This window comes from Stenotrophomonas sp. STEN046, assembly GCF_056759755.1.
Window position 1 is genome coordinate 32,159 of the sequence record NZ_JBRRDR010000026.1, and the last position, 22,853, is coordinate 55,011.

The following is a 22,853-nucleotide window of genomic DNA, read 5'->3' on the forward strand; positions in this document are numbered from 1 at the left end:
GCGCACGCGCTTCGTTATCAACGACATCCACTGCGGGATGAACAAGCTGGCGATGGTTGTCGATTTGCCGCGCCAGCAGACGTCGAACACCTGAAGGCCCTGCATCAGGCAGAGCCACACCGGAGGCAAGCGATGAGCTACATCGATGGTTTCGTACTGGCGGTACCGACTGCCAACAAGGAAAAGTTCCTGGCCCACGCACGCAGCGCCGATGTGGTGTTCCTGGAATACGGAGCGCTGCGGGTGGTGGAAGGCTGGGGTGATGATGTGCCGCATGGCAAGACCACCGACTTCTTCGGCGCGGTGAAAGCCACGGCGGAGGAAACGGTGGTGTTCTCGTGGATCGAATGGCCGGACAAGGCCACCCGCGATGCGGGCATGCAGAAGATGATGGAAGACCCACGGCTGGACCCGGCCAGGAATCCGATGCCCTTCGATGGTGCACGGATGATCTACGGCGGCTTTGAACCGATCTTCGAACTCAAGCGCTGACCGGGGCAGGCGCGTTCAACGCGCGCCTGCTTCATCCTCACCGGCTGCATGGCCGGCGCCCATCGCAGCGCCGGCCCCCAGGCCCATGCCCGCACCCATGCCGCCGCCCGCACCGCCGCCGCCACCGGCGCGACCGCCCTTCCCTTCACCGTCACTGCGGCCCTTGCCGCCACCGCCACCGCCCGCAGGACGGGTCGGCCCCTGCCGCGGCATTTCCAGGTCGGCCGGTACCGGCGCCAGATCCAACGCCTCGCGCACGAAGTCGCGCAGTGAGATCACCAGTTCGTGCGTGTGCACCGGGCGCCCCTGCGCCAGTTCACTGGCAGCACGCGCGGCCAGCCGTACCTGCTCATCGGTGCCCAGCAGCAGGATGTCCGACAGCGCCGCCTCGACCGCATCGCGGATGCGCCGCGCACGGTCCGAGCCGGGTTCGCTGATGCCTTCTTCGTGGGCACGCTGGCGCAGCTCGCGCAGGTGCGCCGGGTCGACACCCAGTTCGCCGGTAAAGGACCCACCCAATGTCTTGTAGGCGGCCATCAAGGTGCGCAGCCGCTCGTTGATCTGGCGGTTTTCGCGCTCGCGGCGCTGTTGCAGGGTCTGCATCACCAGCAGGCGGATACCCACGCCCAGCAACGTGATCAGGACCAGGCCGGCCAGGGTGGAGAGCACGCCCTGCCATGAACTGAAATCGATACCGCGCATGCCGGGCACTCCTGCGGAAGGCCTCCATCTTGCCCCAGCACGGGGCATCGTTGCCACGCGTGGACGCCCGATCCCCACAAACGCAAAAGGCCCTCCCACCCGATGGGTGGAAGGGCCTTCGCAGCCAGCGCGCTTACTTGCGCTTGGCAGCCTTGCGCACGGCCTTCTTGGCCGGCGCCTTCTTGGCGACCGCCTTCTTCAGCGGTGCAGCCTTCTTGGCGACGGTCTTGCGGGTGGCGGCGACCTTCTTGCCGACAACCTTCTTGGCCGCAGCGGTCTTCTTGCCGACAACCTTCTTGGCAACGGCGGTCTTCTTGCCGACAACCTTCTTGGCGGCAGCGGTCTTCTTGCCGACGACCTTCTTGGCAACGGCGGCCTTCTTGCCGACAACCTTCTTGGCAGCAGCCGTCTTCTTGCCGACGACCTTCTTGGTAGCGGCGACCTTCTTGCCGACGACCTTCTTGGCGGCGACAGTCTTCTTGCCGGCCACCTTCTTGGCAGCGACAGTCTTCTTGGCCACAGCCTTCTTGGCGGTCGCGACCTTCTTGCCGACAACCTTCTTGGCAGCGGTGGTCTTCTTGGCCACGGCCTTCTTGGCGGTCGCAACCTTCTTGGTCGCGGCCTTCTTCACGGTGGCGACCTTCTTGCCGGCAGCCTTGGTGGCGGCCTTGGTGGTCTTCTTGGCTGCAGCAGCCTTCTTGGTCACGGCCTTGCCGGCAGCTGCCTTCTTCTTGGCCACTTCCTTCTTCAGGGCAGCCGCTTCGGCCTTGGCATTCTTCTTGGCCGCTTCCAGCTTCTTCTTGGCGCTGGCGACGGTCTTGCCAACCGACTTGGCAGCCTTCTCGGCCTTCTTGGCCACGGTCTTTTCGACCTTGGCCACGACCTTCTTGGCCTTGGCAACGCGGGTACCGGCAGCCTTGGTGGCGCGCTTGACGGTCTTCTTGACCGACTTCACTGCGTCTTCGGCGGCGTGGGCGATGGTCTCGCCGACGTTGGTGGCGGCTTCTTTCACGTTCTCGACGGCGTCGGTCACGACCGACACACCATTACCGTTGCTCATGTTGCCCTCCTAGGGGCCTGGATTGTCAAAACGGGGCGATGCTATACCGACAATGGCGATCGTGGAACGGGCGCGCGCCAGCAATCGCATCTACTGCGACGCTGCTGGTGTAGGCAACAGCCTGCGCCGACACGCCGTGCATTCATGAAACCCCTTTTTTTAAGTAGTGCGCTGCACTGGCGTGTTGCCGACGGCATGCCGGCACAACCTGCGCCAGCACCAACGCATCAATGCAACAACCCGTGCCATCGCAACGGCCGGATGCGCGGAACTGCGCAAGTATCACGGTGTGTCCGGGCAATGCCGGGACACCCTGCAACACCCGCTCGAGGCTGTCGCGAACAGCTTTTCGGCGCGCGCGGCACCGTCGAGCGGCCCCTCGGCATGCGTGCGATTTTCATGGGGCATTTATCCAGATCGCGACACACTCATTCAGCTTGCTCTACCGTATGCGTCAACGGCCCCCATCCCAGCCTGCGAACCGACTCCCATGCGACCGCTTCCCACCCTGCTCACGCTCGCAATCGCCGCTGCCTTCGGCGGCTTCGTTGCCACCGGCCTCAATGCCCACCTGGACAACCGTGCCGACGCGGCACCGCTGCCGGCCGTGCTGCCAACCACGGCAGCACTGCCTGCATCCGTCGCCGGCCAGGCCGTGCCATCGCTGGCCCCGATGCTGGAAAAGGCGATGCCTGCGGTGGTCAGCGTCAACACCAAGCAGGTGGTGCGGGTACGCAATCCGTTCTTCAACGACCCGTTCTTCCGCCGCCTGTTCCCCGATATTCCGCAGGAGCGGATCAACGAGTCGCTCGGTTCGGGCGTCATCATCGATGCCACCGAAGGCCTGGTGCTGACCAACCACCACGTCATCGACAACGCCGATGACGTGCAGGTGACACTGGCCGATGGGCGCACGGTCAAGGCCGAGTTCCTCGGCTCGGACCGTGACACCGACATCGCGCTGATCCGTATTCCGGCGCAGAACCTGACCGACATCAAGCTGGGCAACAGCGACCAGCTGCGGGTCGGTGACTTCGTGGTGGCCATCGGCAATCCGTTCGGTTTCAGCCAGACGGTAACCTCCGGCATCGTCTCGGCGGTAGGCCGCAGTGGCATCCGTGGCCTGGGCTACCAGAACTTCATCCAGACCGATGCGTCGATCAACCCGGGCAATTCCGGCGGTGCGCTGGTCAACCTGCAGGGCCAGCTGGTGGGCATCAATACCGCCAGCTTCAATCCGCAGGGCAGCATGGCCGGCAACATCGGCCTGGGCCTTGCCATTCCCTCCAACCTGGCACGCAGCGTGGTCGACCAGCTGGTCAAGCATGGCGTGGTGGTGCGCGGCACGTTGGGCATCGAAAGCCAGAACCTGAGCGCGCAGATCGCGCAGGGGCTGGGCCTGGGCGAAACCCGCGGTGCACTGGTGACCCGCGTGCTGGCTGGCTCGGCCGGCGCGGCGGCGGGGCTGAAGCCGGGTGACGTGGTGGTATCGGCCAATGGCCAGCGCGTGGACAGTGCCGAGGCCCTGCACAACGTGGAAGGCCTGGCGGCGGTGGGCAGCACGCTGACCCTGGACGTGCGCCGGGAAGGCAAGCCGCTGCAGATCAAGGCGACGCTGAAGGAGCAGGCACGTGCCGTCACCGGCGAGAGCCTGGACCCGCGCCTGGCCGGTGCCACCTTTGTCGACCTGCCCGAGTCGCTGCGTCAGTCCGGCGTCGGCGGGGTGCTGGTCAGCGAGGTCAAGCGCGGCAGCCGGGCCGCGACCAACGGCCTGCAGCAGGGCGACATCATCACCGATGCCACGGTGGGCGAATTTGCCGACCTGGCCAGCTGGCGCGCCAATTTCCAGCAGCGCCCGCCCACCCTGGTGCTGCGCATCCTGCGCAACAATGGCCAGCAGCAGGGCCAGCTGGTGATGCGCTGATCGCCTGGCCGTAACGTGGCCTATACCCCTGTGATGCTATTGCTGTAAGTCCAGATCGGCAGCGCCGGTCGTCCGTTCCCCCATCGCAACTGGAGTGATTCGATGAGCCCCACCAATACCGAGAACCTGAAGGACCACCTGGGTGAAGCCGGTTCCCACCTGAAGCAGGCCGCTACCGCTGCCGGCGGTGCGATCAAGGGCGCCACCGGCGCTGCCACCGACGAACTGCGCATCGGCAAGGCCAACGTCAAGGCCGAACTGTCCGACAGCGCGCTGTCGGGCCTGGCTGCCGCCGAGTTCGGTGGTGCGGCCGCCAAGGAACAGGTCGACGCGCTGATGGACAAGGGCAAGGATCTGATCGACAGCGCTGCCGAACTGATCCGCGAGCGTCCGCTGGCCTCGTTCGGCGTGGCCTTCGCTACTGGCTGGATCATCGCCAAGCTGGCCCGCGGCAGCGACAAGTAAGTCACGGCGTGAGCGAAGACACCACGCAACGTCCCGATCCGGCGGCCACCCCGCCGCTGGACGAGAGCATCCGCCAGGTCGGCAGTGCCGGCCGGGCGACCGCCGATTCGGCCAAGCACTCGCTGCGCTCGCTGCGCCGCTTGGCGTCGGCTGATTTCGCGCTGGCACGCAGTGCGTTCGGGCGCGCGTTGGCCTGGGCCGGCGTCGCCATCGTGTTTGGCGCGTCGGCCTGGCTGCTGATGGCCGCCACGCTGATCGCGCTGCTGCAGAGCATCGGCCTGAGCTGGTTGCAGGCCCTGCTGATCACCTCGCTGCTCAGCCTGGCGGTAACCGGCTATGCGATCTGGCGGGTTTCCTACTTCTTCCACCATACCGGCATGCACGCCACGCGGCGTCAGCTTTCCAGGCTGGGGCTGTTCGATGAGCCCAGCGATGACGACCCCGATGCCGGTGTGCAGGTTCCGGAGGGCAAGCCATGAAGTTCGGTGCATTGCAGCGGCGGGTAAAGCGCTGCGAGCAGGTGATGGCCGTGCGCATCGGCGAGACCCAGGACAACTGGACCGTGCTGAGCCAGGTCTGGCGGCAGGGCTGGTCGCCACTGCGCATCGTGGTGGTCGGTCTGGCCGGTGGCTTCATCGCCGGCAAGCTGGAAGTGCCGGGCAAGGTCAACGGTGCGCGTTGGCTGCAGATGGTCGGCTCGGTATCGAGCCTGTTCGCCAGTGCGCAGGCTGCCTTTGCCTCGGTAGTGGCGGCGCAGGCCGCCGAAAGCGCGGACGATGCGGCCGACCAGGCAGAGCAGGCCGTGCAGCCGCCGGCACCTGCGCAGCCGGTGCCACAGCCGGCACCCGAGCCGGAAATGCGCGAGCCGCGACCGGCGGAAGCGGCCACTGAATTGTCCGAACGTTGACGAACCCCACCCGCCGCGTTGATCGCGGCGGGCGGATAATGGGCTTCCCTTCCCGGTCGGTGCGTCAATGAGCGAGTCCCTGTTGTCCCCGGCTGGTCCCGATCCGGCACCGCTGCCACCTTCGCCGCGCCCGCGCGCGCCGATGTCGCTGGTGGTGCTGGCAACCCTGGCCGTGGCCTACACCCTGTGGGCGGCACAGGACATCATCCTGCCGGTGCTGCTGGCGGTGTTCTTCGCACTGGTCGGCAATCCGATCCTGCGGTTGCTGCAGAAGCTATGGATACCGCGTGCGATCGGCGCCCTGCTGGTGCTGGGCATGGGCCTGGGGGTGACCAGTGCACTGGCGGTGCAGCTGATCGGCCCGGCCATGGACTGGGCGCAGGAGGCACCGCAGCAGCTGCGCAAGGTTGCCCGCCAGGTGCAGGACCTGACCAAGCCAGTGCAGCAGGCCAACCAGGCTGCAGAGAACTTTGCCCGCGTGGCAGGCGGTGATGGCAACCGCAAGGTGCAGGTGATCCGCACCCAGCTGGATGACCCCTACCGCATGTTGACGCGTGCCCCGCGATTGGCGGCCTCGGTGCTGGCGGTGGTGCTGCTGACCCTGTTCTTCATGATCTATGGGCAAAGCCTGCAGCGCGCGGCCATCGCGCTGTTCCCGAACCGGCAACAGCAACGCTTCACCAGTGACATCCTGCGTTCGATCGAACGGGAGGTGTCGCGCTACGTGCTGACCATCAGCGTCATCAATACCGTGGTCGGATTGCTGCTGGCGGGCGTGCTGATGTTGCTGGGCATCGGCCTGCAGGAAGCATTGCTGTGGGGAACGGTGGCGGCACTGCTGAACTTCGCGCCCTACGTGGGCCCGCTGATCGGCGTGGCGTTGATGCTGCTGATGGGCTTTGTCGAATTCCGCGATCCACTGCAGGCCCTGCTGCCAGCGGCTGCGTACCTGACCCTGCACACCCTGGAAGGCCAGCTGGTGACCCCGATCGTGCTGGGCCGGCAGATGAAGCTTTCGCCGCTGGTGTTGATCCTGGCGCTGATGCTGTTCGGCTGGGCCTGGGGAATGATCGGCCTGCTGCTGGCGGTGCCGCTGCTGGTGTGCATCAAGCTGGTGCTGGCGCGGCTGGACGGCATGCAGGGCTGGGCACGTCTGCTGGAATAAGCGCGCCACGGCAACGAGCGCGCAGATCGCAGCGCCGGAAACACGGGCAAAGCTGGCAGAATATGGCCCCCTTTTTTCGGATGGATCCGTTCGGATGACGTCGTTCGCCACGCGCTGCCTCGCCCTTGCCTGCCTTGCCTTCCCTGCTTTCGCCGCCACGCCATCGGCTGCCGATCAGGCGCGTGCCCAGCTGGTCGAAGCAGTCACCTGCAAGCGCCACCTCACTCCCAGGCAGTTCGAAGCGATGGCCCAGCGACTGGCGCCACCACCGCTGCGTGCGGAAAACGGCGAATCCAGCGGTGAATTCCTGTTGACCACGCCGCTGATGGTGCTGGGCCAGCCAGTGAACCGCCTGCAGGCGTACGACGGCGACAGCGGTGAGGATGGCGTGGACAGTTTCACCGCGTACTTCAGCGCGGCCAGCGTCGAACAGGTCGCAGCACTGGCGAAGCTGTCCAACCCGGTGGCAGGCACCTACACGCGGGAAGTGGGCCGGCACAACCTGGACGTGCAGCGTTCCGATGGCCAGACCACCATCGGCTGCTCCTACGACCTGCGCTGACGCGCCCTGCAGCACCCCGGTCCGTCGCGGTGCATGAAAGCTCGCGCGGGCGGGGATAGAATGGCGGGGTGAAATTTCCTGTCCTAGCCATCACCCTCGACCTCGACGATACGTTGTGGCCGTTCGCTCCTATCGGTGCCCGCATCGACCAGGTCCTGTTCGACTGGATGCGTGAGCACAGCCCCGCCACCGCTGCGATGTACCCGGTAGCGGCGATGCGCGAACTGCGCGAGCGCTCGTTCCGCGACAATCCGCACCTGCATTTCGACCTGAGCGCGCTGCGCCGCCTGACAATCCAGGAGGCGCTGGAAAACAGCGGCGCCAGCCTGGAGCTGCTGGAACCGGCCTATGAAGTGTTCTATGCCGCGCGCAACCAGGTGGAGTGCTACCCCGACGCACTGGACGCGCTGGCGCGGATCGCCGCACGGGTACCGGTGGCCGCATTGAGCAACGGCAATGCCGACCTGGAACGGATCGGCCTGGCCCATCACTTCACGTTCCAGCTGGGTGCGCGCGAGCACGGCGCAGCCAAACCGGAAGCGAGTATTTTCCACGCCGCCTGCGCGCGCCTGGGGGTGCCTCCGGCACAGGTGCTGCATGTGGGCGACCACGTCGAGATGGACGTGGCCGGCGCCATGGCCGCCGGCCTGCGCGGCTGCTGGATCAACCGCGAAGCGGCCACCTGGAACCACCCGCAGCTGCAGCCGGACCTGCAGTTCGACACCCTCACCGGGCTGGCCGACTGGCTTGATGCCACCGCCGATGCCGCCGACGCTGACCAATCCCGGAGTACCTGACGCATGAGCGAGATCACTGGTTTCACTGCCGACACGGCTGCGGCGCTGCCGCTGCACGTGGTTGACCGCACCCAGTTCGAGGCATGGAAGAACGGCCAGCCGGCCGCCATCCAGGCCTGGCTGAAGTCGCAGGGCTTCACCGCCGGCGCGCACTCGGTGGCGCTGCTGCCGGGCGCCGACGGTCTGGCCGGCGCGGTGATCGGCGTGGGTGATCGCGCCGATGCGTACAGCTATGCGCATGCGCCGCATGCACTGCCGGAAGGCAGCGTATGGCAGCTCGCCAGCGAACTGCCTGCCGCCGAACAGGCGCTGCTGCAGCTGGGTTGGGGCCTGGGCAGCTACCGCTTCGACCGCTACCGCAAGCGCAACCGCGCGCCGGCGCAGCTGGTTGCCGCACCGTCGGGCGAAGTGGCCGACCTGATCGCCGCCAGCCTGCGCGTGCGCGACTGGGTCAACACGCCGACCGAAGACATGGGCCCGCAGCAACTGGAAGACGCGGCACGCGCCCTGGCCGAGGCACACGGTGCCGAGGTCGAGGCCATCACCGGCGATGCACTGCTGCAGCAGAATTTCCCGGCAATCCACGCCGTCGGCCGTGCCTCGCACCGCGCACCGCGCCTGATCATGCTGCGCTGGGGCAAGGCAACCGATCCGGCGCTGGCGCTGGTCGGCAAGGGCGTGTGCTTCGATACCGGCGGCCTGGACATCAAGCCTGCCGATGGCATGCGCAACATGAAAAAGGACATGGGCGGTGCGGCGCACGCGCTGGCGCTGGCCGGGCTGGTGATGGCCCAGCAGTTGCCGGTGCGCCTGACCCTGCTGGTGCCGGCGGTGGAAAATGCGATCGGCCCCGATGCGTTCCGTCCGGGCGAAGTGATCGCCACCCGCAAGGGCCTCAGCATTGAAATCGACAACACCGATGCCGAAGGCCGGGTGATCCTGTGCGACGCGCTGACCTTTGCCGGTGAGCAGAAGCCGGACCTGGTGCTGGACTTCGCTACGTTGACCGGCGCGGCACGCATCGCGCTGGGCCCGGATCTGCCAGCGCTGTTCAGCAACGACGACACGCTGGCCCAGCAATGGCTGCAGGCCGGCGATGCCACCCGCGACCCGGTGTGGCGCATGCCATTGTGGCGCCCGTACCTGCGCTACCTGAGCAGCGGCATCGCCGACCTGGCCAACGCCGGTTCGCGCATGGCCGGCTCGGTAACCGCCGCGCTGTACCTGGAACGCTTCCTGGAAGATGGCCAGCGCTGGGCACACCTGGATGTGTACGCCTGGAACGATGGCGAGCGCCCGGGTCGCCCGGCCGGTGGCGAAGCGCTGGCACTGCGTTCGGCGTGGGCGATGCTGAAGGCGCGTTACGCCTGATGGAGCCGCCGGGCATGGCCCGGCGCTACCCGCCCTGGTGGGGCCGGCAAATCTGACGAAAAATTGAATTTCGGCCCCGGCCGGGTTCTGCGAGGATGTGCGGGTCGCCCACCCACACGCTCCGTGAAGGCAGGTCCTGGCCCATGTCGCTCTTCCGCTATACCCGCGCCGGCCAAGGGCCGAGCTCCCCGCGCAGGCATTCACCGCTGCCCTGGCTGGCGCTGATCGCGCTGATCCTGGGTGCAGCCGCGCTGACCTTTGCCTGGCTGGCAGGCTGGATCGGCAACCGCCTGACCGCGCAGCGCTTCACCGACACCATCGAATCGACCGGGCCGGCCCACCCCGGCTTCCGCCGCGCGCACAGCAAAGGCGTGTGCGTTGCCGGCTGGTTCGAGCCCAGCGCACAGGCGCAGACCCTGTCCAGCGCGCGGGTGTTTTCCCAATCCAGCGTGCCCGTACTTGGCCGCCTGTCGATTGGCGGCGGCGACCCTTACGGTGCAGACAACACCGCACGCGTTCGCAGCCTGGCCGTACAGATGGTTGGCGATGACGGCCAGGAATGGCGGATGGCGATGAACAGTTTCCCGTTCTTTGCGGTGCCCACTGCCGAGGCATTCTTCGAGCAGACCCGTGCGTCCGTCCCCGACCCGGCGACCGGCAAGCCGGACCCGGCGAAGATGGCCGCCGTGCTGGCGAAATACCCGAGCGCGCAGGCGTTCCAGCAATGGGCCAGGAACGCCCCCTGGACCAGCAGCTGGGCCAACACCACGTTCAACAGCGTCAACAGTTTCTGGTTCACCAACGCGCAGGGGCAGAAGCGCGCGGTGCGTTGGCGCTGGCAACCGCAGGCCGCGGTGGTGGAGATGGACGCCGAAGCGCGCAAGCAGGCCAGCATCGATTTCCTCAGCCAGGAACTGCAGCAGCGCCTGGCAGCCGGGCCGGTGCGCTGGAACCTGGTGGTCAGCATTGCAGAGCCGGGCGACGCCATTGACGACCCCTCGCAGCCGTGGCCGGATGTGCGCGAGCAGGTGGTGGCCGGCGTGCTCAGCCTGGACCGCATGCAGTCGCAGGAAGAAGGCAGTTGTGGCCAGCTCAACTTCGATCCGCTGATCCTGCCCAGCGGCGTGCGTGGCAGTGATGACCCGATCCTGGCCGCACGCTCGGCGGTGTACTCGCAGTCCTTCAACCGCCGCGAGCGCGAACGTGCCGCCGGCACGGTTGAACAGCCGAAGGAGGCCGCACGATGAACACCGGCAACGGCCATTTCAACCTGCTCGCCCGTGTACTGCACTGGTCGATGGCGCTGATGATCATCGCGATGCTGTTCGTGGGCGTGACCATGGTCGCCTCGCTGCAGCTGCGGCCGATGCTGATCGACCTGCACCGGCCACTGGGTATCGCGATCCTGCTGCTGGCGGTGCTGCGCCTGTACAACCGCCTGCGCCATCGTCCGCCGCCGCTGCCCTCCGACCTGCCCGCCTGGCAGGTGCTGGCAGCGAAGGCTTCGCACTGGATGTTGTATGGCCTGATGCTGGCGATGCCGCTGATCGGCTGGGCCATGTTGTCGGCCGGCGGCTATCCGATCGTGCTGGGTGGCGGGCTGCAGCTGCCGGCCATCGTGCCGCACACGCCGTCGCTGTATGCGGCGCTGCGCAATGCACACAGCCTGCTGGCCTATGTGTTGTTCGCCACGGTGCTGATGCACGTGGGGGCCGCGCTGTTCCACCTGTGGGTGCGTCGCGATGGCGTGTTCCAGGCGATGGCACGCGGGAAGGATTGATCGGGTTCGCCGGGTGTTCCCGGCGCTACCGATGCGTTGGGGCACGCCCCTACAACCACCCCTTCTGCCGTGCCAGCCGGTAGGCCTCGATGCGGTTGGCGACACCCAGCTTGCCGATGCACTCGGACAGGTAATTGCGCACCGTGCCATGCGACAGCCCCAGCTGCTCGGCGATCTCGCTGGCGGTACGGCCTTCGCCGGCCAGACGCAGCACACGTCGCTCGCGGTCAGTCAGCGGATCGGCCTGCGACCATGCATCCAGCGCCAATTGTGGATCGATCGCACGGATGCCCTGTTTCACCTTGCGCAGGGCGTCGGCCAGGTTCTCGGCCGGCGCATCCTTCAACAGGTAACCCAGCACACCCGCCTCCAATGCGCGGCGCAGGAAGCCGGCGCGGGCGAAGGTGGTCACGATCACCACCTTGATCGGCAGTTCATGGCGGGCGATGCGTTGGGCCAGCTCCAGCCCGCTCAGGCCCGGCATCTCGATGTCGGTCACCAGGATGTCCGGTTGCAGCTGCTGCAGCATGCGCCAGGCGGTCTCGCCATCGGCAGCACTGCCCAGCACGTCAATGTCCGGCTCCAGGCCCAGCAGCGCCGACAGCGCACCGCGCACCATGGCCTGGTCTTCGGCCAGCAGGATGCGGATCATGCCGCGCCCCCCTGTGCCACTGTTGCAGGCGACAACGGTGTGGTGGCAGCCACCAGCGGCACGCGCACGGTCAGCACCGTGCCTTCGCCACGTGGCGAGTGCAGGGTCAGCTGGCCACCCAGCGCCGCGGCCCGCTCACGCATGCCACACAAGCCATTGCCCTCGGCCTGCACGCCACCGCGGCCGTCATCGCGTATCTGCATTGCCAACTGTCGTCCCTCAAGCATGAAATCCACCTGCACCTGGGTCGCCTGCGCGTGGCGCACGATGTTGGTGGCGGCCTCGCGCAATACCAGCGCCAGCCCGCGCTCCACCTCCACCGGCATCGGCGGCGGTGGCGCGTACTGCAGGTGCACCTGCTGGCACTCCAGCAGCAGGCGCGCCGATGCCAGTTCGCCGGCCAGGTCGCTGGCGCGGATGCCGGTCACCGCACTGCGTACCTGTGCCAGCGCTTCGCGGGCGATGGCCTCGGCTTCACCGATCTCCTGCCGCGCACGCGCATCGTCGCGGTCGTACAGCTTGCGCGCCAGTTCCAGCTTCAGCGTGATCAGCGACAGCGTGTGGCCCAGCAGGTCGTGCAGATCGCGCCCGATACGCTCGCGTTCGGCGGTGGTCGCCAGCCGCCGCACTTCGTCCTGGGACAGCTGCAGGGCCACGTCGCGCTGCTGGCTCAGGGCCTCGACGTTGACCACCAGCCCGACGATGAACGAGACCGCCGGCATCCACACCATGGCCTGCCACGGGTAACCGAAATACAGCGCGGTGCTGCAGAACAGAAGGTTCAATCCGGTCAGCTGCAGCAGATACACCCACCAGCCGCCACGGCTGCTCATGCGGATCATCACGCAGCCGAACACGAAGTAGCTCAGCCCCGACGGATACCACGGCAGCAGTACCAGGGCCATCGCGATCATGCCCAGCGCGTAGCGCCACGCGTGGTGCCGTGGCGCCAGCATCACCTTCGCATAGAGCAGCAGGAACAGCGGGTAGCTGGCCAGGGTCAGCAGCAGCCAGCGCAGCGTGAAGCCGTTGCCGAGCACCGGGGTGAGAAAGATCCATACCGACCACAGCAGATGGATCGCACCGCTCCAGGGCGACTTGCCACGCCGCAGCAGTTCGGCCACCGCCGAATCCGGTGCAGGGCGCAGCAGGGACGCAAGCCAGCTCGACGACACGGGTGATTCCAGGCGGGGAGGATCGCTGCCGATCATGCCAGTTCAGCCGATCCGGCGCAGGCGCCGACGCGCCAGCAGCAACGCGACCACGGTCACCGCCAGCAACACCAGCAGGTGGCCGGTGACAGCACCCACCGACGGCAGCCCGACCACCGGCAGCGCCAGCTGCGCCAGATGCCAGGTCGGCCACAGCGGCGCCATCGTCGAAAACACGTTCGGCAGCGCCGACAGTGGCAGCCACAGGCCGGACAGCAGCGCCAGCGGCAGGTAGACCAGGTTGACCATTGCCGGCGCCGCACTGGCACTGGCATGGCTGCCGATCAGCAGGCCGATGGCGCCCAGCGGCAGCGCGGCCAGTCCGGCCACCGCCAGCAGCTGCAGCATCTGCACTGCCTGCAGGTGCACGCCTCCCAGCACGCGGGCGACGCCAATCAGCAGCAACGCCACCAGCAGCGCAAACAGCACCGCCATTGCCAGTCGCGCCAGCAATGGCGCCGCCGCCGGCATCGGCAGCGCGCGCTTGAGCGTCAGCAGGCCGCCTTCACGATCCAGCGCCAGCTGCACGCCGAAGCCGAACAACGCCGGTGCCATCGCCCCGAACACGCAGTAGGTGGCCAGCAGGTACAGCGGCGCGTGGCCGCGGCCAAGCAGCACGCCGAACAGCAGGTAGAACAGCACCGGAAACAACAACGAGGGCACGGCGAACGCCGGTGTGCGCCAGGCCCGTCGCAGTTCGGCCAGCAGTTCGGCGCGGTACGGGCGCAGTGCCTGGCGCCAGGCAGATGCCGGTACGGGTGGGGTGCTGGTCAGGGCGTTCATGCGGCCTCCCGGGTCAGATCGAGGAAAGCATCGGCCAGTGCCGCGCCCTGTACTTCCAGTTCGCGCAGCTGCGCGTCGGCTGCCAGCAGGCGCGCCACCACCGGCTCGGCCGGGCTGGCCAGCAGCTGCAGATGTCCGCCTTCCCGCTGCGCCTGCTGCACACCCGGCCACTGCTGCACCTCATCGACCGCCAGCGTGCTGCGGCAGCGGATACGCCGCGGTCGGTCGGCCAGGCGCAGTTCCGACAACGGCGCATCGACCAGCACCCGCCCCTGCTCCAGCACCACCACCCGCTGCGCCAACGCCTCGGCCTCTTCCAGGTAGTGGGTGGTCAACAGCACGCCGCAGCCTTCGGCCACACACTGCCGGATCGCCTGCCACATCGCCTGCCGCGCCTGGATGTCCAGGCCGGTGGTGGGCTCGTCCAGGAACAGTACGCGTGGCCGCCCACAAAGCGCGATGGCGAACTGCACGCAGCGCTGCTGGCCGCCGGACAGCTGGCCGTAGCGGCGCGTGGCCAGATCGCGCAGGCCGGCGCGCTGCAGGACGTCAGGCAGCGGCAGGGGATCGGCATAGCAGGCACTGGCCTGTGCCACCAGCTCGTCCACCTGCAGCATCGGCGGCAGGCTGGTGCTCTGCAGCATCACCCCCAGGCCGAGGCGGCAGGCGCGCAGCTGCGGGTCGCCACCGAGCAGCGCCACCTGGCCGGCATCGGCGCGGCGCAGGCCCAACAGCACGCTGATCGCGGTACTCTTGCCGGCACCGTTGCGGCCCAGCAGCGCCAGCACCTGGCCAGCGCGAACCTGCAGGTCGATACCGTGCAGGGCGGTATGGTCGCGGTAGCGCACCTGCACCTGCCGCAGGTGGGCCAACGACGGGGCGATCGGATCCATGGGCAGTACCGGTAGCGGGGACGTTGCCATCCTGTGCCGCCGTGGTCACATTTCGCAGTTGCCACCGTCAATGTCTTCGGATGACAGCTGTCACTGCCGTCATCGCTGTGCCTGCCGTCATGCTGTGCCGCACGCTCCACCGCCGGAACCGCTGCAGTCCGCCCTTCCGGTCACACCCGCCCGAACGCCTGTGATGGAACGAATGAACGCTTCTGCCGAGCTGTTGAAGGAACTCCGCATCGACCGCAAGTCGCCACCGCCCGCCTCCAGCGGCGGCAACGGGGGACGTCGCTGGCTGTGGATCGTCGTGGCCGTGATCATCCTGCTGCTGGCCGGGGGTGCCTTCGCACTGTTCGGCCGCGCCCCTGCCGTGGAAGTGGAAACCGCGCCCGCGGTGGCCATCCAGCAAGGCGGTGCCAGCAGTTCGGTACTCGATGCCAGTGGCTATGTGGTCGCCCGGCGCATGGCCACCGTCTCGGCCAAGATCACCGGCAAGGTGCGCGAGGTGATGATCGAAGAAGGCATGCGCGTGGAGCAGGGCCAGATCATGGCCACCCTGGATCCGATCGATGCCGATGCGCAGCGCAGCCTGTATGCATCGCAGCTGCAGGCCGCGCGCAGCCAGGTGGCCGGACTGGAGGCACAGCAGAAGCAGGCTGCCGCAGAAGCAGGCCGCCTGCAGGCACTGGTTGGCCAGCAGCTGGTCTCGCGTTCCCAGTACGACCAGGCCGTGGCCCAGCGCGACAGCCTGCGTGCACAGCTGGAAACCGCGCAGCGCAATGTCAGGGTCGCCAACGATCAGCTCGCCATTGCCGACCTGGGCGTGGACAACAACATCGTGCGCGCGCCGTTCTCCGGCGTGGTCACTGCCAAGGCGGCCCAGCCCGGCGAAATCGTCTCGCCGCTGTCGGCCGGCGGTGGCTTCACCCGTACCGGCATCGGCACCATTGTGGATATGGAGTCGCTGGAGATCGAAGTCGAAGTGGGCGAAGCCTTCATTGGCCGCGTGCAGCCGAAAATGCCGGTGGAAGCCACGCTCAATGCCTATCCGGAATGGAAGATCCCGGCCGAGGTGATCGCCATCATTCCCACCGCCGACCGTGGCAAGGCCACGGTGAAGGTGCGCGTGGCGCTGAAGGTGAAAGACCCGCGCATCGTGCCGGAGATGGGCGTGCGGGTCAGCTTCCTGGAACAGGCGCAGCCCCAGGCAGCGGCCAAGCCGCAGGGCGTGCGCGTGCCGGCCAGCGCAGTGGTCCAGCGCGATGCGGCATCGGTGGCCTTCGTGCTGGGCGATGACAACCGCGTACAGCAGCGCACGGTCGACGCCGGCCAGGCGATGGGCAAGGACCGGCAGATCCTGAAGGGCGTGAGCGCGGGCGAGCTGGTGGTGATCAATCCGCCAGACAACCTGCGCGATGGCGCCAAGGTGCAACAGAAACAAGCGCAATAACGGCCCGGCGCCTGCACGGCGCCGCCGGCAGTACCGCTCGACGCACGCCTCCGGCCATCGGCCGGCGCGACTTCCCGTTTCCCGCCTTTCGTGGAGAACCACCCATGTCGACCCTGGTTTCACTGCGCAACATCACCAAGACCTACCAGCGTGGCCCTGAAAAAGTGCAGGTGCTGCACGGCATCGACCTGGACATCGCCAGCGGCGACTTCGTCGCGTTGATGGGCCCGTCCGGTTCGGGCAAGACCACCCTGCTCAACCTGATCGGCGGCCTGGACAATCCCAGCGGCGGCGAAATCAGCATCGAAGGCGAACGCATCGACCAGATGAGCGGCGGGCAGCTGTCCACCTGGCGCAGCCACCACGTCGGCTTCGTGTTCCAGTTCTACAACCTGATGCCGATGCTGACCGCGCAGAAGAACGTGGAACTGCCGCTGCTGCTGACCCATCTCAGCGCGGCGCAGCGCAAGCGCAACGCCGAGATCGCGCTGACCCTGGTCGGCCTGGCCGATCGCCGCAGCCACCGCCCGAACGAATTGTCCGGCGGCCAGCAGCAGCGCGTGGCGATCGCCCGCGCGATCGTGTCCGACCCGACCTTCCTGATCTGCGACGAACCTACCGGCGATCTCGACCGCCAGTCTGCCGAGGAGATCCTGGGCCTGCTGCAGCAGCTCAACCGCGAACACGGCAAGACCATCATCATGGTCACCCATGATCCCAAGGCCGCCGAGTACGCCACCCATACGGTGCACCTGGACAAGGGCGAGCTGGCCGACGCGCCGCTGGCCCACTGACGGAGGCCACAGCGATGAAATACTTCTCGTTGGTCTGGGCGCAGCTGTTCCGCAGCCGCACCCGCACCCTGCTGACGTTGCTGTCGGTGGTGGCCGCGTTCCTGTTGTTCGGCATGCTCGATTCGGTGCGCGTGGCCTTTTCCTCGGGCGGCAGCGTGGAAGGCGCGAACCGGCTGGTGGTGGCCTCGCGGCTGTCGATCACCCAGTCGCTGCCGATCCGCCTGGAAGCCAATATCCGCCAGGTGACCGGCGTACGCGATGTCACCTACGGCATGTGGTTCGGCGGCATCTACCAGGACCCGAAGAACTTCTTCCCGAATTTCTCGGTGGCACCCAACTACTTCGACGTGTACCGCGAACTGCAGATCGACCCGGCGCAGCTGCACGACTGGCAGCAGACCCGCACCGGCGCGATCGTCGGCGAAACCCTGGCCAAGCAGTTCGGCTGGAAGATCGGCGACACCATCCCGATGCAGGCCACGATCTTCCCGCGCGGTGGCAGCAACGACTGGCCGCTGGAGCTGAAGGGCATCTACCGCTCCAAGGACCGCGCCCTGGCCGCCAATGAAGAACGCCAGTTGATGATGAACTGGAAGTACTTCGATGAATCCAACGACTACATCAAGAACCAGGTGAGCTGGTACACGGTAACGCTGGACAACCCGGACCAGTCCTCGCGGGTGGCGCAGGCCATCGATGCAATCTCGGCCAACTCCGACCACGAAACCAAGACCCAGACCGAATCGGCGTTCCAGCAGGCCTTCGTCAAGCAGTTCGCCGACATCGGCATGATCGTCACCTCGATCATGGGTGCGGTGTTCTTCACCCTGCTGCTGTTGACCGGCAACACCATGGCCCAGGCCGTGCGCGAGCGCGTGCCGGAACTGGCCACGCTGAAGACACTGGGCTTCAAGGACAGCACGGTGCTGACCCTGGTGATGGTCGAATCGGTGCTGCTGATCGGCCTGGGTGGCCTGATCGGCATGGGCCTGGCCGCATTGATCCTGCCGGCCATCAGCCCGAAGAGCATGGGCATGCTGCCGCCGCACGTACCCACACCCACCTGGCTGGTGGGCATCGTCCTGATCGTGGTGATCGGCATCGTGGTCGGGCTGCTGCCCGCGCTGCGGGCCAAGCGCCTGAAGATCGTCGATGCACTGGCCGGCCGCTGAGGACATTGTCATGAACAAGCTCAAGAAGTGGCTGGGAAATGCGGCGACCGTGCTGCTGCTGGCCGTGGGTCTGGTGGTATGGATCGGCCTGCCGTGGATCGGCGTGCTGGTCATCACCGTACTGGTTGCACTGTGGCTGCTGCTGACCCGCAGCGGGCGGCTGGCCCTGGCCGCCACCCGCATCGGCATCGCCAGCCTGCCGCAACGCTGGGGTGCATCGTCGGTGATCGTGATCGGCATCGCCGGCGTGGTCGGCGTGCTGGTGGCCATGCTGGCAATGGGCGAAGGCTTCCAGGCCACGCTCAACAACACCGGCGATGACACCACCGCGATCGTGCTGCGTGGCGGCTCGCAGGCCGAGACCAACTCGGTCATCACCCGCGAGCAGGTGCCCACGCTGTCCACGCTGCCCGGTATCAGCCGCGATGCCGAAGGTCGGCCCCTGCTGTCGCCGGAGCTGTCGCAGGTGGTCAACCTGGTCTCCAAGGCCGATGGCACCGACGTCAACGCGCAGTTCCGCGGCGTCGGCCCACAGGCGTGGGCTGTGCACGACAAGGTCAAGATCGTGGAAGGCCGCAAGTTCGCCACCGGCCTGCGCGAGATCGTGGTGGGTCAGGGCGCGAAGGGCCAGTTCCGCGACATGGACGTCGGCAAGACGCTTACGCTGGGCAATCAGACATGGACGGTGGTGGGTGTGTTCGCCACCGGCGATGCCCACGATTCGGAGCTGTGGACCGATGCCGATACGTTGGCCACCACCTACCAGCGCAGTGCCTGGCAGTCGATCAGCGTGCGCACCGACGGCAAGGCCGGCTTCGATCAGTTCAAAGCAGCGGTGGCCGCCGATCCGCGCCTGAAACTGGACGTGGAAACCACCCGCGTCTACTACAGCAAGCAGGGCGGCGGGCTGACCAAGCTGATCGACATCCTTGGCAAGGTGATCGGCACGATCATGGCGGTGGGTGCGGTATTCGGTGCGCTCAACACCATGTATGCCGCCGTGGCCACGCGTGCACGCGAGATCGCCACCATGCGTGCGATCGGCTTCCGTGGCCTGCCGGTGGTGACGGCGGTGATGCTGGAAACCATGCTGCTGGCCCTGCTCGGCGGACTGCTCGGCTGCGCGGTGGCATGGCTGCTGTTCAACGGCTACAGCGTGTCCACCATCGGCAGCAACTTCAGCGCGGTGGTGTTCAAGTTCCATGTATCGCCGGAACTGTTGTGGAGCGGGCTGAAATGGGCGCTGGGCATCGGCCTGGTCGGTGGATTGTTCCCGGCACTGCGCGCCGCGCGACTGCCGATCACCACGGCGCTGCGCGAGACCTGATCACCGCGCAAGCATGAAATAGCATTTTGCAGGGGACGGAGCGAAGGCTCCGTCCCTTTTTGTTTGGGCGTCATCCACGCATGCCGTGGATGACGCTGTTATTGCAGTAGATCCACGCCATGCGTGGATGGATGCGTGTACGCACGCGACAACGATTACAGATTGCGCAATCACTGCCGCTATCGGTGCCTCTGCTCATCGAAAACGCCGTCGGCGTGACGTTGCGCACAACTCACCTGTGGATTGTTGGGTGCGATTCATATTCGCGTCATTACAGCGCGCGCGGACAAACAGTTACCGATGAAAACACCTTAGAATCCCGGCCCCACGTTGGTTTGCAGCACCCCACGCGTCCACAGAACGGACGCATGTTTTTTCTGAAACACGAGATTTCACGGATGTCCCTGAAGACCACCCCGCTGCGCAACGCGATCGTCATCGCGCTGGCCGCCAGCTGCACCACCCCCGCCTTCGCACAGGAAGCCGGCGATACCCCCACCAACCTCGACCGCATCGAAATCACCGGCTCGCGCATCCGCCAGGCCAGTGTCGAGACCGCGCAGCCGGTAGTGGCCATCAACCGCGCCGACATCGAGAAGAAGGGCTACGTCAACGTTGCCGACATCCTGCAGGACGTCACTGCAGCCGGCGCACCGAGCCTGAGCCGCTCGTCCTCGTTGAGCTCCTCGCGCGATTTCGGCGGCATGTATGTCAGCCTGCGCAACCTCGGCCCGGAACGCAGCCTGGTGCTGATCGACGGCCGCCGCATGGGCGTCAGCGCCGGCGGCTACTCCGACCTGGCCTCCATTCCTTCGGCGATCGTAGACCGCGTGGAAGTGCTGACCGACGGTGCTTCGGCACTGTACGGCTCGGACGCCATCGCCGGCGTGGTCAACATCATCACCCGCAAGAACTTCGATGGTGGCGAAGCCAGCGTCTATGTCGGCCAGTACGGTGAAGGCGACGGCCAGAAGCGCTCCTACAGCGCGACCTTCGGCAAGACCTTCGACCGCGGCTGGTTCAGCGTCGGTGCCGAGCGCACCAAGGAAGACGAGATCCTCGGCAAGGACCGCGAGTTCAGCCGCTACCCGGGTGGCCCGCGCCACGCCGATGACGTCGACGCGCTGAGCCCGACCACCCAGTGGGGCACTGTCACCGTGGGCGGCAAGCCGCTGACCGTGGGCCCCGGCGGTGATCCGAGCCAGGCTGGCAACTTCCACACGCCGAACCCGGCTGATGGTGCCAACGCCAAGACCAACATGAGCCTGCTGAGCGGCCTGGACCGCACTTCGGTGTTCGCCAACGGTGGTTTCTCGATCACCGACAACCTGCGCATCGTCGCCGACGCGCTGTACAGCAAGCGCGAGTCGACCAAGCACCTGGCCGGCTACCCGTACTCGGTCTCGGCCGCGCAGGCCCGCAATGGCACCCGCGCGGCGCTGTCCAAGGACAGCACCTTCAACAAGTGGGGCCAGGACGTCCTGTTCTCGCACCGCACTGAAGAACTGCCGCGCGGTACCGAGAACACGCTGGAAACCAAGCGTGCCAGCCTCGGCCTGGAAGGCAGCTTCGAAACCGGTTCGCGTTACTGGGACTGGAACGTCAGCTACATGTACAACCGCAATGAAGGCGAGCGCGTTGGCACCGGCAGCATGTACCAGCCGCACGTCAACCAGGCCGTCGGCCCGTCCTTCATGGACGGCGACGTGGCCCGCTGCGGCGCACCGGGTGCGGTGATTGCCGGCTGCGTGCCGTGGAATCCGGCCGCGCCGATGGGCTACACCGGCCCCGGCTCGCTGGGCAACCAGGACGTGCAGGACTACCTGTTCACCCGTTTCGTCGACAAGATGCGCAGCACCACCAAGGTGGCCAGCGCCAACATCTCCGGCTCGCTGTTCACCCTGCCGGCCGGTGACATCATGGGTGCGATGGGCTTTGAGCACCGCAGCGAAGAAGCCAGCTACACCCCGGACCTGATGGTGCAGAAGGGCCAGATCGCCGGCACCACCGGCCAGCCGACCCGTGGCGATTACTCGCTCAACGAGGTCTACCTGGAAATGCAGGTGCCGCTGCTGGCCGACATGCCGTTCGCGCGCGAACTGTCGCTGGACCTGGCAGGTCGCTACACCGACTACAACACCTTCGGTTCGACCACCAACAGCAAGTTCGGCCTGAAGTGGAAGCCGATCGACAGCCTGCTGGTGCGCGCGACCTACGGTACCGGCTTCCGTGCACCCACCGTGGATGACCTCTACGGCGGCGCGGTGTCCAGCCGTGATTCGTTCACCGACCCGTGCGATTCCAAGTTCGGTATCGCCGCCAGCAGCGCCACCGTGGCAGCACGCTGCCAGGCGCTGAACGTGCCGACGAACTTCCGCCAGCAGACCGGTTCGGATGGCAATGTTGCCAACCGCCCGGGCCAGCAGGCCACCTCCGATTTCAACTCCGGTTCCAACCCGGAACTGAAGCCGGAAACCGCCAAGACCTGGACCGTCGGCCTGGTTTACAGCCCGGACTTCGTGCAGGGCCTGGACATCAGCTTGGACTGGTGGAAGATCCGCATCGACAACGCCATCGTCGGCGAGTCGGCCACCGACATCCTCAACCAGTGCTATGTGCAGGGTGTGGATTCGGCATGCGGCCGCTTCACCCGTTCCACCGCTGCGGCCACTCGTGGCCAGGTGACCGCGCTGGATCGCTCGCTGGTCAATGCCGGCTACCGCGAAACCGCCGGCTATGACATCGGCGTGCGCTACCGCCTGCCGGAAACCGCGTACGGCAAGTTCGCCATCAACTGGAACACCACCTACACCGACTACCTGGAACAGCGCAACGACAGCGCCGCCACCACCCCGGTGGAGCAGCGCGTGGGCTGGGCCGGTGACTTCCGCGTGCGTTCGACCGTCAACCTGGACTGGCAGTACGGCAACCTTGGCATCGGCTGGACCGCGCGTTACTACTCCGGCATGAAGGAAGCCTGTTCGTACGATCTGGGCGGTGGCCCGGACTGCAACATGGCCGACTTCGTTTCGCCGTATACCGATGCACAGCCGAGCCGCAAGGTGGGGTCCAACACCTTCCACGACCTGCAGGTGCGTTACAGCCTGCCGTGGGATGGCACCGTGTCGCTGGGCCTGAACAACGTGTTCGACCACCAGGGTCCGATCATGTACAGCCAGCCCAACAGCAGCTTCACCTACTACGGTGGCTTCGACATTGGTCGTTTCATGTACATGAAGTACCAGCAGCGCTTCTAAGCCTGCAACCGCGTTCCCGCCACGGCCAACTCTCTCCTGGCCGTGGATGGAAGCAGAACGGCGCCCCTCGGGGCGCCGTTCTTTTTTGC

At 66.7% G+C, this 22,853-nt stretch carries 22 protein-coding genes; 16 read left to right on the forward strand and 6 right to left on the reverse strand.

Annotation, left to right across the window (positions count from 1 at the left end):
• Positions 1-132 precede the first annotated feature (132 nt).
• Positions 133-492: a DUF1428 domain-containing protein gene (locus ACVOLJ_RS13125; protein WP_475280951.1), complete on the forward strand. Its 360-nt coding sequence runs from the start codon at positions 133-135 to the stop codon at positions 490-492.
• Between the two features lie 15 nt (positions 493-507).
• Here the strand turns inward: ACVOLJ_RS13125 and ACVOLJ_RS13130 are convergent, their stop codons facing one another.
• A complete protein-coding gene (locus ACVOLJ_RS13130) occupies positions 508-1,194 on the reverse strand; it encodes a hypothetical protein (RefSeq protein WP_481564286.1) in 687 nt (228 codons plus the stop codon).
• A gap of 133 nt (positions 1,195-1,327) precedes the next feature.
• Positions 1,328-2,254 (reverse strand): histone, encoded by a 927-nt coding sequence (locus ACVOLJ_RS13135; RefSeq protein WP_475280949.1) that lies wholly within the window; start codon positions 2,252-2,254, stop codon positions 1,328-1,330.
• Positions 2,255-2,744: 490 nt separating this feature from the next.
• Here ACVOLJ_RS13135 and ACVOLJ_RS13140 point away from each other — a divergent pair, with 490 nt between their 5' ends.
• The 10 genes from ACVOLJ_RS13140 to ACVOLJ_RS13185 all read left to right on the forward strand — a co-directional run bounded on the left by ACVOLJ_RS13140 (position 2,745) and on the right by ACVOLJ_RS13185 (position 11,225).
• A complete protein-coding gene (locus tag ACVOLJ_RS13140) occupies positions 2,745-4,178 on the forward strand; it encodes a Do family serine endopeptidase (protein WP_475280948.1) in 1,434 nt (477 codons plus the stop codon).
• Positions 4,179-4,280: 102 nt separating this feature from the next.
• Complete coding sequence (locus ACVOLJ_RS13145; protein ID WP_475280947.1) at positions 4,281-4,643, forward strand: hypothetical protein; 363 nt, start codon at positions 4,281-4,283, stop codon at positions 4,641-4,643.
• Positions 4,644-4,651: 8 nt separating this feature from the next.
• Positions 4,652-5,122, forward strand: coding sequence for a phage holin family protein (locus ACVOLJ_RS13150; protein WP_475280946.1), 471 nt, complete (start codon positions 4,652-4,654; stop codon positions 5,120-5,122).
• The gene (locus tag ACVOLJ_RS13155; protein ID WP_475280945.1) at positions 5,119-5,550 is read left to right on the forward strand and encodes a protein sip-5; all 432 of its coding nucleotides are present in this window, start codon (positions 5,119-5,121) and stop codon (positions 5,548-5,550) included. Before ACVOLJ_RS13150 ends, ACVOLJ_RS13155 begins: the two co-directional genes overlap by 4 nt.
• 67 nt (positions 5,551-5,617) lie before the next feature.
• Positions 5,618-6,715: an AI-2E family transporter gene (locus ACVOLJ_RS13160; protein WP_475280944.1), complete on the forward strand. Its 1,098-nt coding sequence runs from the start codon at positions 5,618-5,620 to the stop codon at positions 6,713-6,715.
• Between the two features lie 94 nt (positions 6,716-6,809).
• Positions 6,810-7,277, forward strand: a complete 468-nt coding sequence (locus ACVOLJ_RS13165) for a hypothetical protein (protein WP_481564287.1) — start codon at positions 6,810-6,812, stop codon at positions 7,275-7,277.
• 68 nt (positions 7,278-7,345) lie between these two features.
• Positions 7,346-8,074 (forward strand): HAD family hydrolase, encoded by a 729-nt coding sequence (locus ACVOLJ_RS13170; RefSeq protein ID WP_475280942.1) that lies wholly within the window; start codon positions 7,346-7,348, stop codon positions 8,072-8,074.
• Between the two features lie 3 nt (positions 8,075-8,077).
• Positions 8,078-9,445: a leucyl aminopeptidase family protein gene (locus ACVOLJ_RS13175; protein ID WP_475280941.1), complete on the forward strand. Its 1,368-nt coding sequence runs from the start codon at positions 8,078-8,080 to the stop codon at positions 9,443-9,445.
• Between the two features lie 143 nt (positions 9,446-9,588).
• Positions 9,589-10,692, forward strand: a complete 1,104-nt coding sequence (locus tag ACVOLJ_RS13180) for a catalase family peroxidase (protein ID WP_475280940.1) — start codon at positions 9,589-9,591, stop codon at positions 10,690-10,692.
• Positions 10,689-11,225 carry a cytochrome b gene (locus tag ACVOLJ_RS13185; RefSeq protein WP_481564288.1) on the forward strand — a complete coding sequence of 179 codons (537 nt, stop codon included), beginning with the start codon at positions 10,689-10,691 and terminating at the stop codon, positions 11,223-11,225. Before ACVOLJ_RS13180 ends, ACVOLJ_RS13185 begins: the two co-directional genes overlap by 4 nt.
• A 49-nt stretch (positions 11,226-11,274) precedes the next feature.
• Here the strand turns inward: ACVOLJ_RS13185 and ACVOLJ_RS13190 are convergent, their stop codons facing one another.
• From ACVOLJ_RS13190 to ACVOLJ_RS13205, 4 genes are read right to left on the reverse strand one after another with little or no spacing between them, the layout of a single operon-like run.
• Entirely contained in the window at positions 11,275-11,877 is a 603-nt protein-coding gene (locus ACVOLJ_RS13190) for a response regulator transcription factor (protein WP_475280938.1), read from the reverse strand.
• Complete coding sequence (locus tag ACVOLJ_RS13195) at positions 11,874-13,088, reverse strand: sensor histidine kinase (RefSeq protein ID WP_481564289.1); 1,215 nt, start codon at positions 13,086-13,088, stop codon at positions 11,874-11,876. Before ACVOLJ_RS13195 ends, ACVOLJ_RS13190 begins: the two co-directional genes overlap by 4 nt.
• Positions 13,089-13,094: 6 nt before the next feature.
• Complete coding sequence (locus ACVOLJ_RS13200) at positions 13,095-13,871, reverse strand: ABC transporter permease (RefSeq protein ID WP_481564290.1); 777 nt, start codon at positions 13,869-13,871, stop codon at positions 13,095-13,097.
• Positions 13,868-14,764, reverse strand: a complete 897-nt coding sequence (locus tag ACVOLJ_RS13205; protein ID WP_481564291.1) for an ABC transporter ATP-binding protein — start codon at positions 14,762-14,764, stop codon at positions 13,868-13,870. The genes ACVOLJ_RS13200 and ACVOLJ_RS13205 overlap by 4 nt, the downstream gene beginning before the upstream one ends.
• 202 nt (positions 14,765-14,966) lie before the next feature.
• Between ACVOLJ_RS13205 and ACVOLJ_RS13210 the strand changes: the two genes are divergently transcribed.
• The 5 genes from ACVOLJ_RS13210 (at position 14,967) to ACVOLJ_RS13230 (ending at position 22,764) form a co-directional block, all read left to right on the forward strand.
• A complete protein-coding gene (locus ACVOLJ_RS13210) occupies positions 14,967-16,214 on the forward strand; it encodes an efflux RND transporter periplasmic adaptor subunit (RefSeq protein WP_475280934.1) in 1,248 nt (415 codons plus the stop codon).
• A gap of 104 nt (positions 16,215-16,318) precedes the next feature.
• A complete protein-coding gene (locus ACVOLJ_RS13215; protein ID WP_049435531.1) occupies positions 16,319-17,008 on the forward strand; it encodes an ABC transporter ATP-binding protein in 690 nt (229 codons plus the stop codon).
• A 14-nt stretch (positions 17,009-17,022) separates the two neighbouring features.
• Positions 17,023-18,180, forward strand: a complete 1,158-nt coding sequence (locus ACVOLJ_RS13220; RefSeq protein ID WP_481564292.1) for an ABC transporter permease — start codon at positions 17,023-17,025, stop codon at positions 18,178-18,180.
• Between the two features lie 10 nt (positions 18,181-18,190).
• Complete coding sequence (locus tag ACVOLJ_RS13225; RefSeq protein ID WP_481564293.1) at positions 18,191-19,507, forward strand: ABC transporter permease; 1,317 nt, start codon at positions 18,191-18,193, stop codon at positions 19,505-19,507.
• Between the two features lie 398 nt (positions 19,508-19,905).
• Positions 19,906-22,764, forward strand: coding sequence for a TonB-dependent receptor plug domain-containing protein (locus ACVOLJ_RS13230; protein WP_481564294.1), 2,859 nt, complete (start codon positions 19,906-19,908; stop codon positions 22,762-22,764).
• The last annotated feature ends 89 nt before the right edge of the window (positions 22,765-22,853 follow it).

What these genes read in the sequence shown, in the direction of transcription:
- ACVOLJ_RS13125 (WP_475280951.1), top strand. Translation starts at nt 133, where the DNA reads ATGAGCTACATCGATGGTTTCGTACTGGCGGTACCGACTGCCAACAAG.
- ACVOLJ_RS13130 (WP_481564286.1), bottom strand. Translation starts at nt 1,194, where the DNA reads ATGCGCGGTATCGATTTCAGTTCATGGCAGGGCGTGCTCTCCACCCTG.
- ACVOLJ_RS13135 (WP_475280949.1), bottom strand. Translation starts at nt 2,254, where the DNA reads ATGAGCAACGGTAATGGTGTGTCGGTCGTGACCGACGCCGTCGAGAAC.
- ACVOLJ_RS13140 (WP_475280948.1), top strand. Translation starts at nt 2,745, where the DNA reads ATGCGACCGCTTCCCACCCTGCTCACGCTCGCAATCGCCGCTGCCTTC.
- ACVOLJ_RS13145 (WP_475280947.1), top strand. Translation starts at nt 4,281, where the DNA reads ATGAGCCCCACCAATACCGAGAACCTGAAGGACCACCTGGGTGAAGCC.
- ACVOLJ_RS13155 (WP_475280945.1), top strand. Translation starts at nt 5,119, where the DNA reads ATGAAGTTCGGTGCATTGCAGCGGCGGGTAAAGCGCTGCGAGCAGGTG.
- ACVOLJ_RS13160 (WP_475280944.1), top strand. Translation starts at nt 5,618, where the DNA reads ATGAGCGAGTCCCTGTTGTCCCCGGCTGGTCCCGATCCGGCACCGCTG.
- ACVOLJ_RS13165 (WP_481564287.1), top strand. Translation starts at nt 6,810, where the DNA reads ATGACGTCGTTCGCCACGCGCTGCCTCGCCCTTGCCTGCCTTGCCTTC.
- ACVOLJ_RS13175 (WP_475280941.1), top strand. Translation starts at nt 8,078, where the DNA reads ATGAGCGAGATCACTGGTTTCACTGCCGACACGGCTGCGGCGCTGCCG.
- ACVOLJ_RS13180 (WP_475280940.1), top strand. Translation starts at nt 9,589, where the DNA reads ATGTCGCTCTTCCGCTATACCCGCGCCGGCCAAGGGCCGAGCTCCCCG.
- ACVOLJ_RS13185 (WP_481564288.1), top strand. Translation starts at nt 10,689, where the DNA reads ATGAACACCGGCAACGGCCATTTCAACCTGCTCGCCCGTGTACTGCAC.
- ACVOLJ_RS13190 (WP_475280938.1), bottom strand. Translation starts at nt 11,877, where the DNA reads ATGATCCGCATCCTGCTGGCCGAAGACCAGGCCATGGTGCGCGGTGCG.
- ACVOLJ_RS13195 (WP_481564289.1), bottom strand. Translation starts at nt 13,088, where the DNA reads ATGATCGGCAGCGATCCTCCCCGCCTGGAATCACCCGTGTCGTCGAGC.
- ACVOLJ_RS13200 (WP_481564290.1), bottom strand. Translation starts at nt 13,871, where the DNA reads ATGAACGCCCTGACCAGCACCCCACCCGTACCGGCATCTGCCTGGCGC.
- ACVOLJ_RS13205 (WP_481564291.1), bottom strand. Translation starts at nt 14,764, where the DNA reads ATGGATCCGATCGCCCCGTCGTTGGCCCACCTGCGGCAGGTGCAGGTG.
- ACVOLJ_RS13210 (WP_475280934.1), top strand. Translation starts at nt 14,967, where the DNA reads ATGAACGCTTCTGCCGAGCTGTTGAAGGAACTCCGCATCGACCGCAAG.
- ACVOLJ_RS13215 (WP_049435531.1), top strand. Translation starts at nt 16,319, where the DNA reads ATGTCGACCCTGGTTTCACTGCGCAACATCACCAAGACCTACCAGCGT.
- ACVOLJ_RS13220 (WP_481564292.1), top strand. Translation starts at nt 17,023, where the DNA reads ATGAAATACTTCTCGTTGGTCTGGGCGCAGCTGTTCCGCAGCCGCACC.
- ACVOLJ_RS13225 (WP_481564293.1), top strand. Translation starts at nt 18,191, where the DNA reads ATGAACAAGCTCAAGAAGTGGCTGGGAAATGCGGCGACCGTGCTGCTG.
- ACVOLJ_RS13230 (WP_481564294.1), top strand. Translation starts at nt 19,906, where the DNA reads ATGTCCCTGAAGACCACCCCGCTGCGCAACGCGATCGTCATCGCGCTG.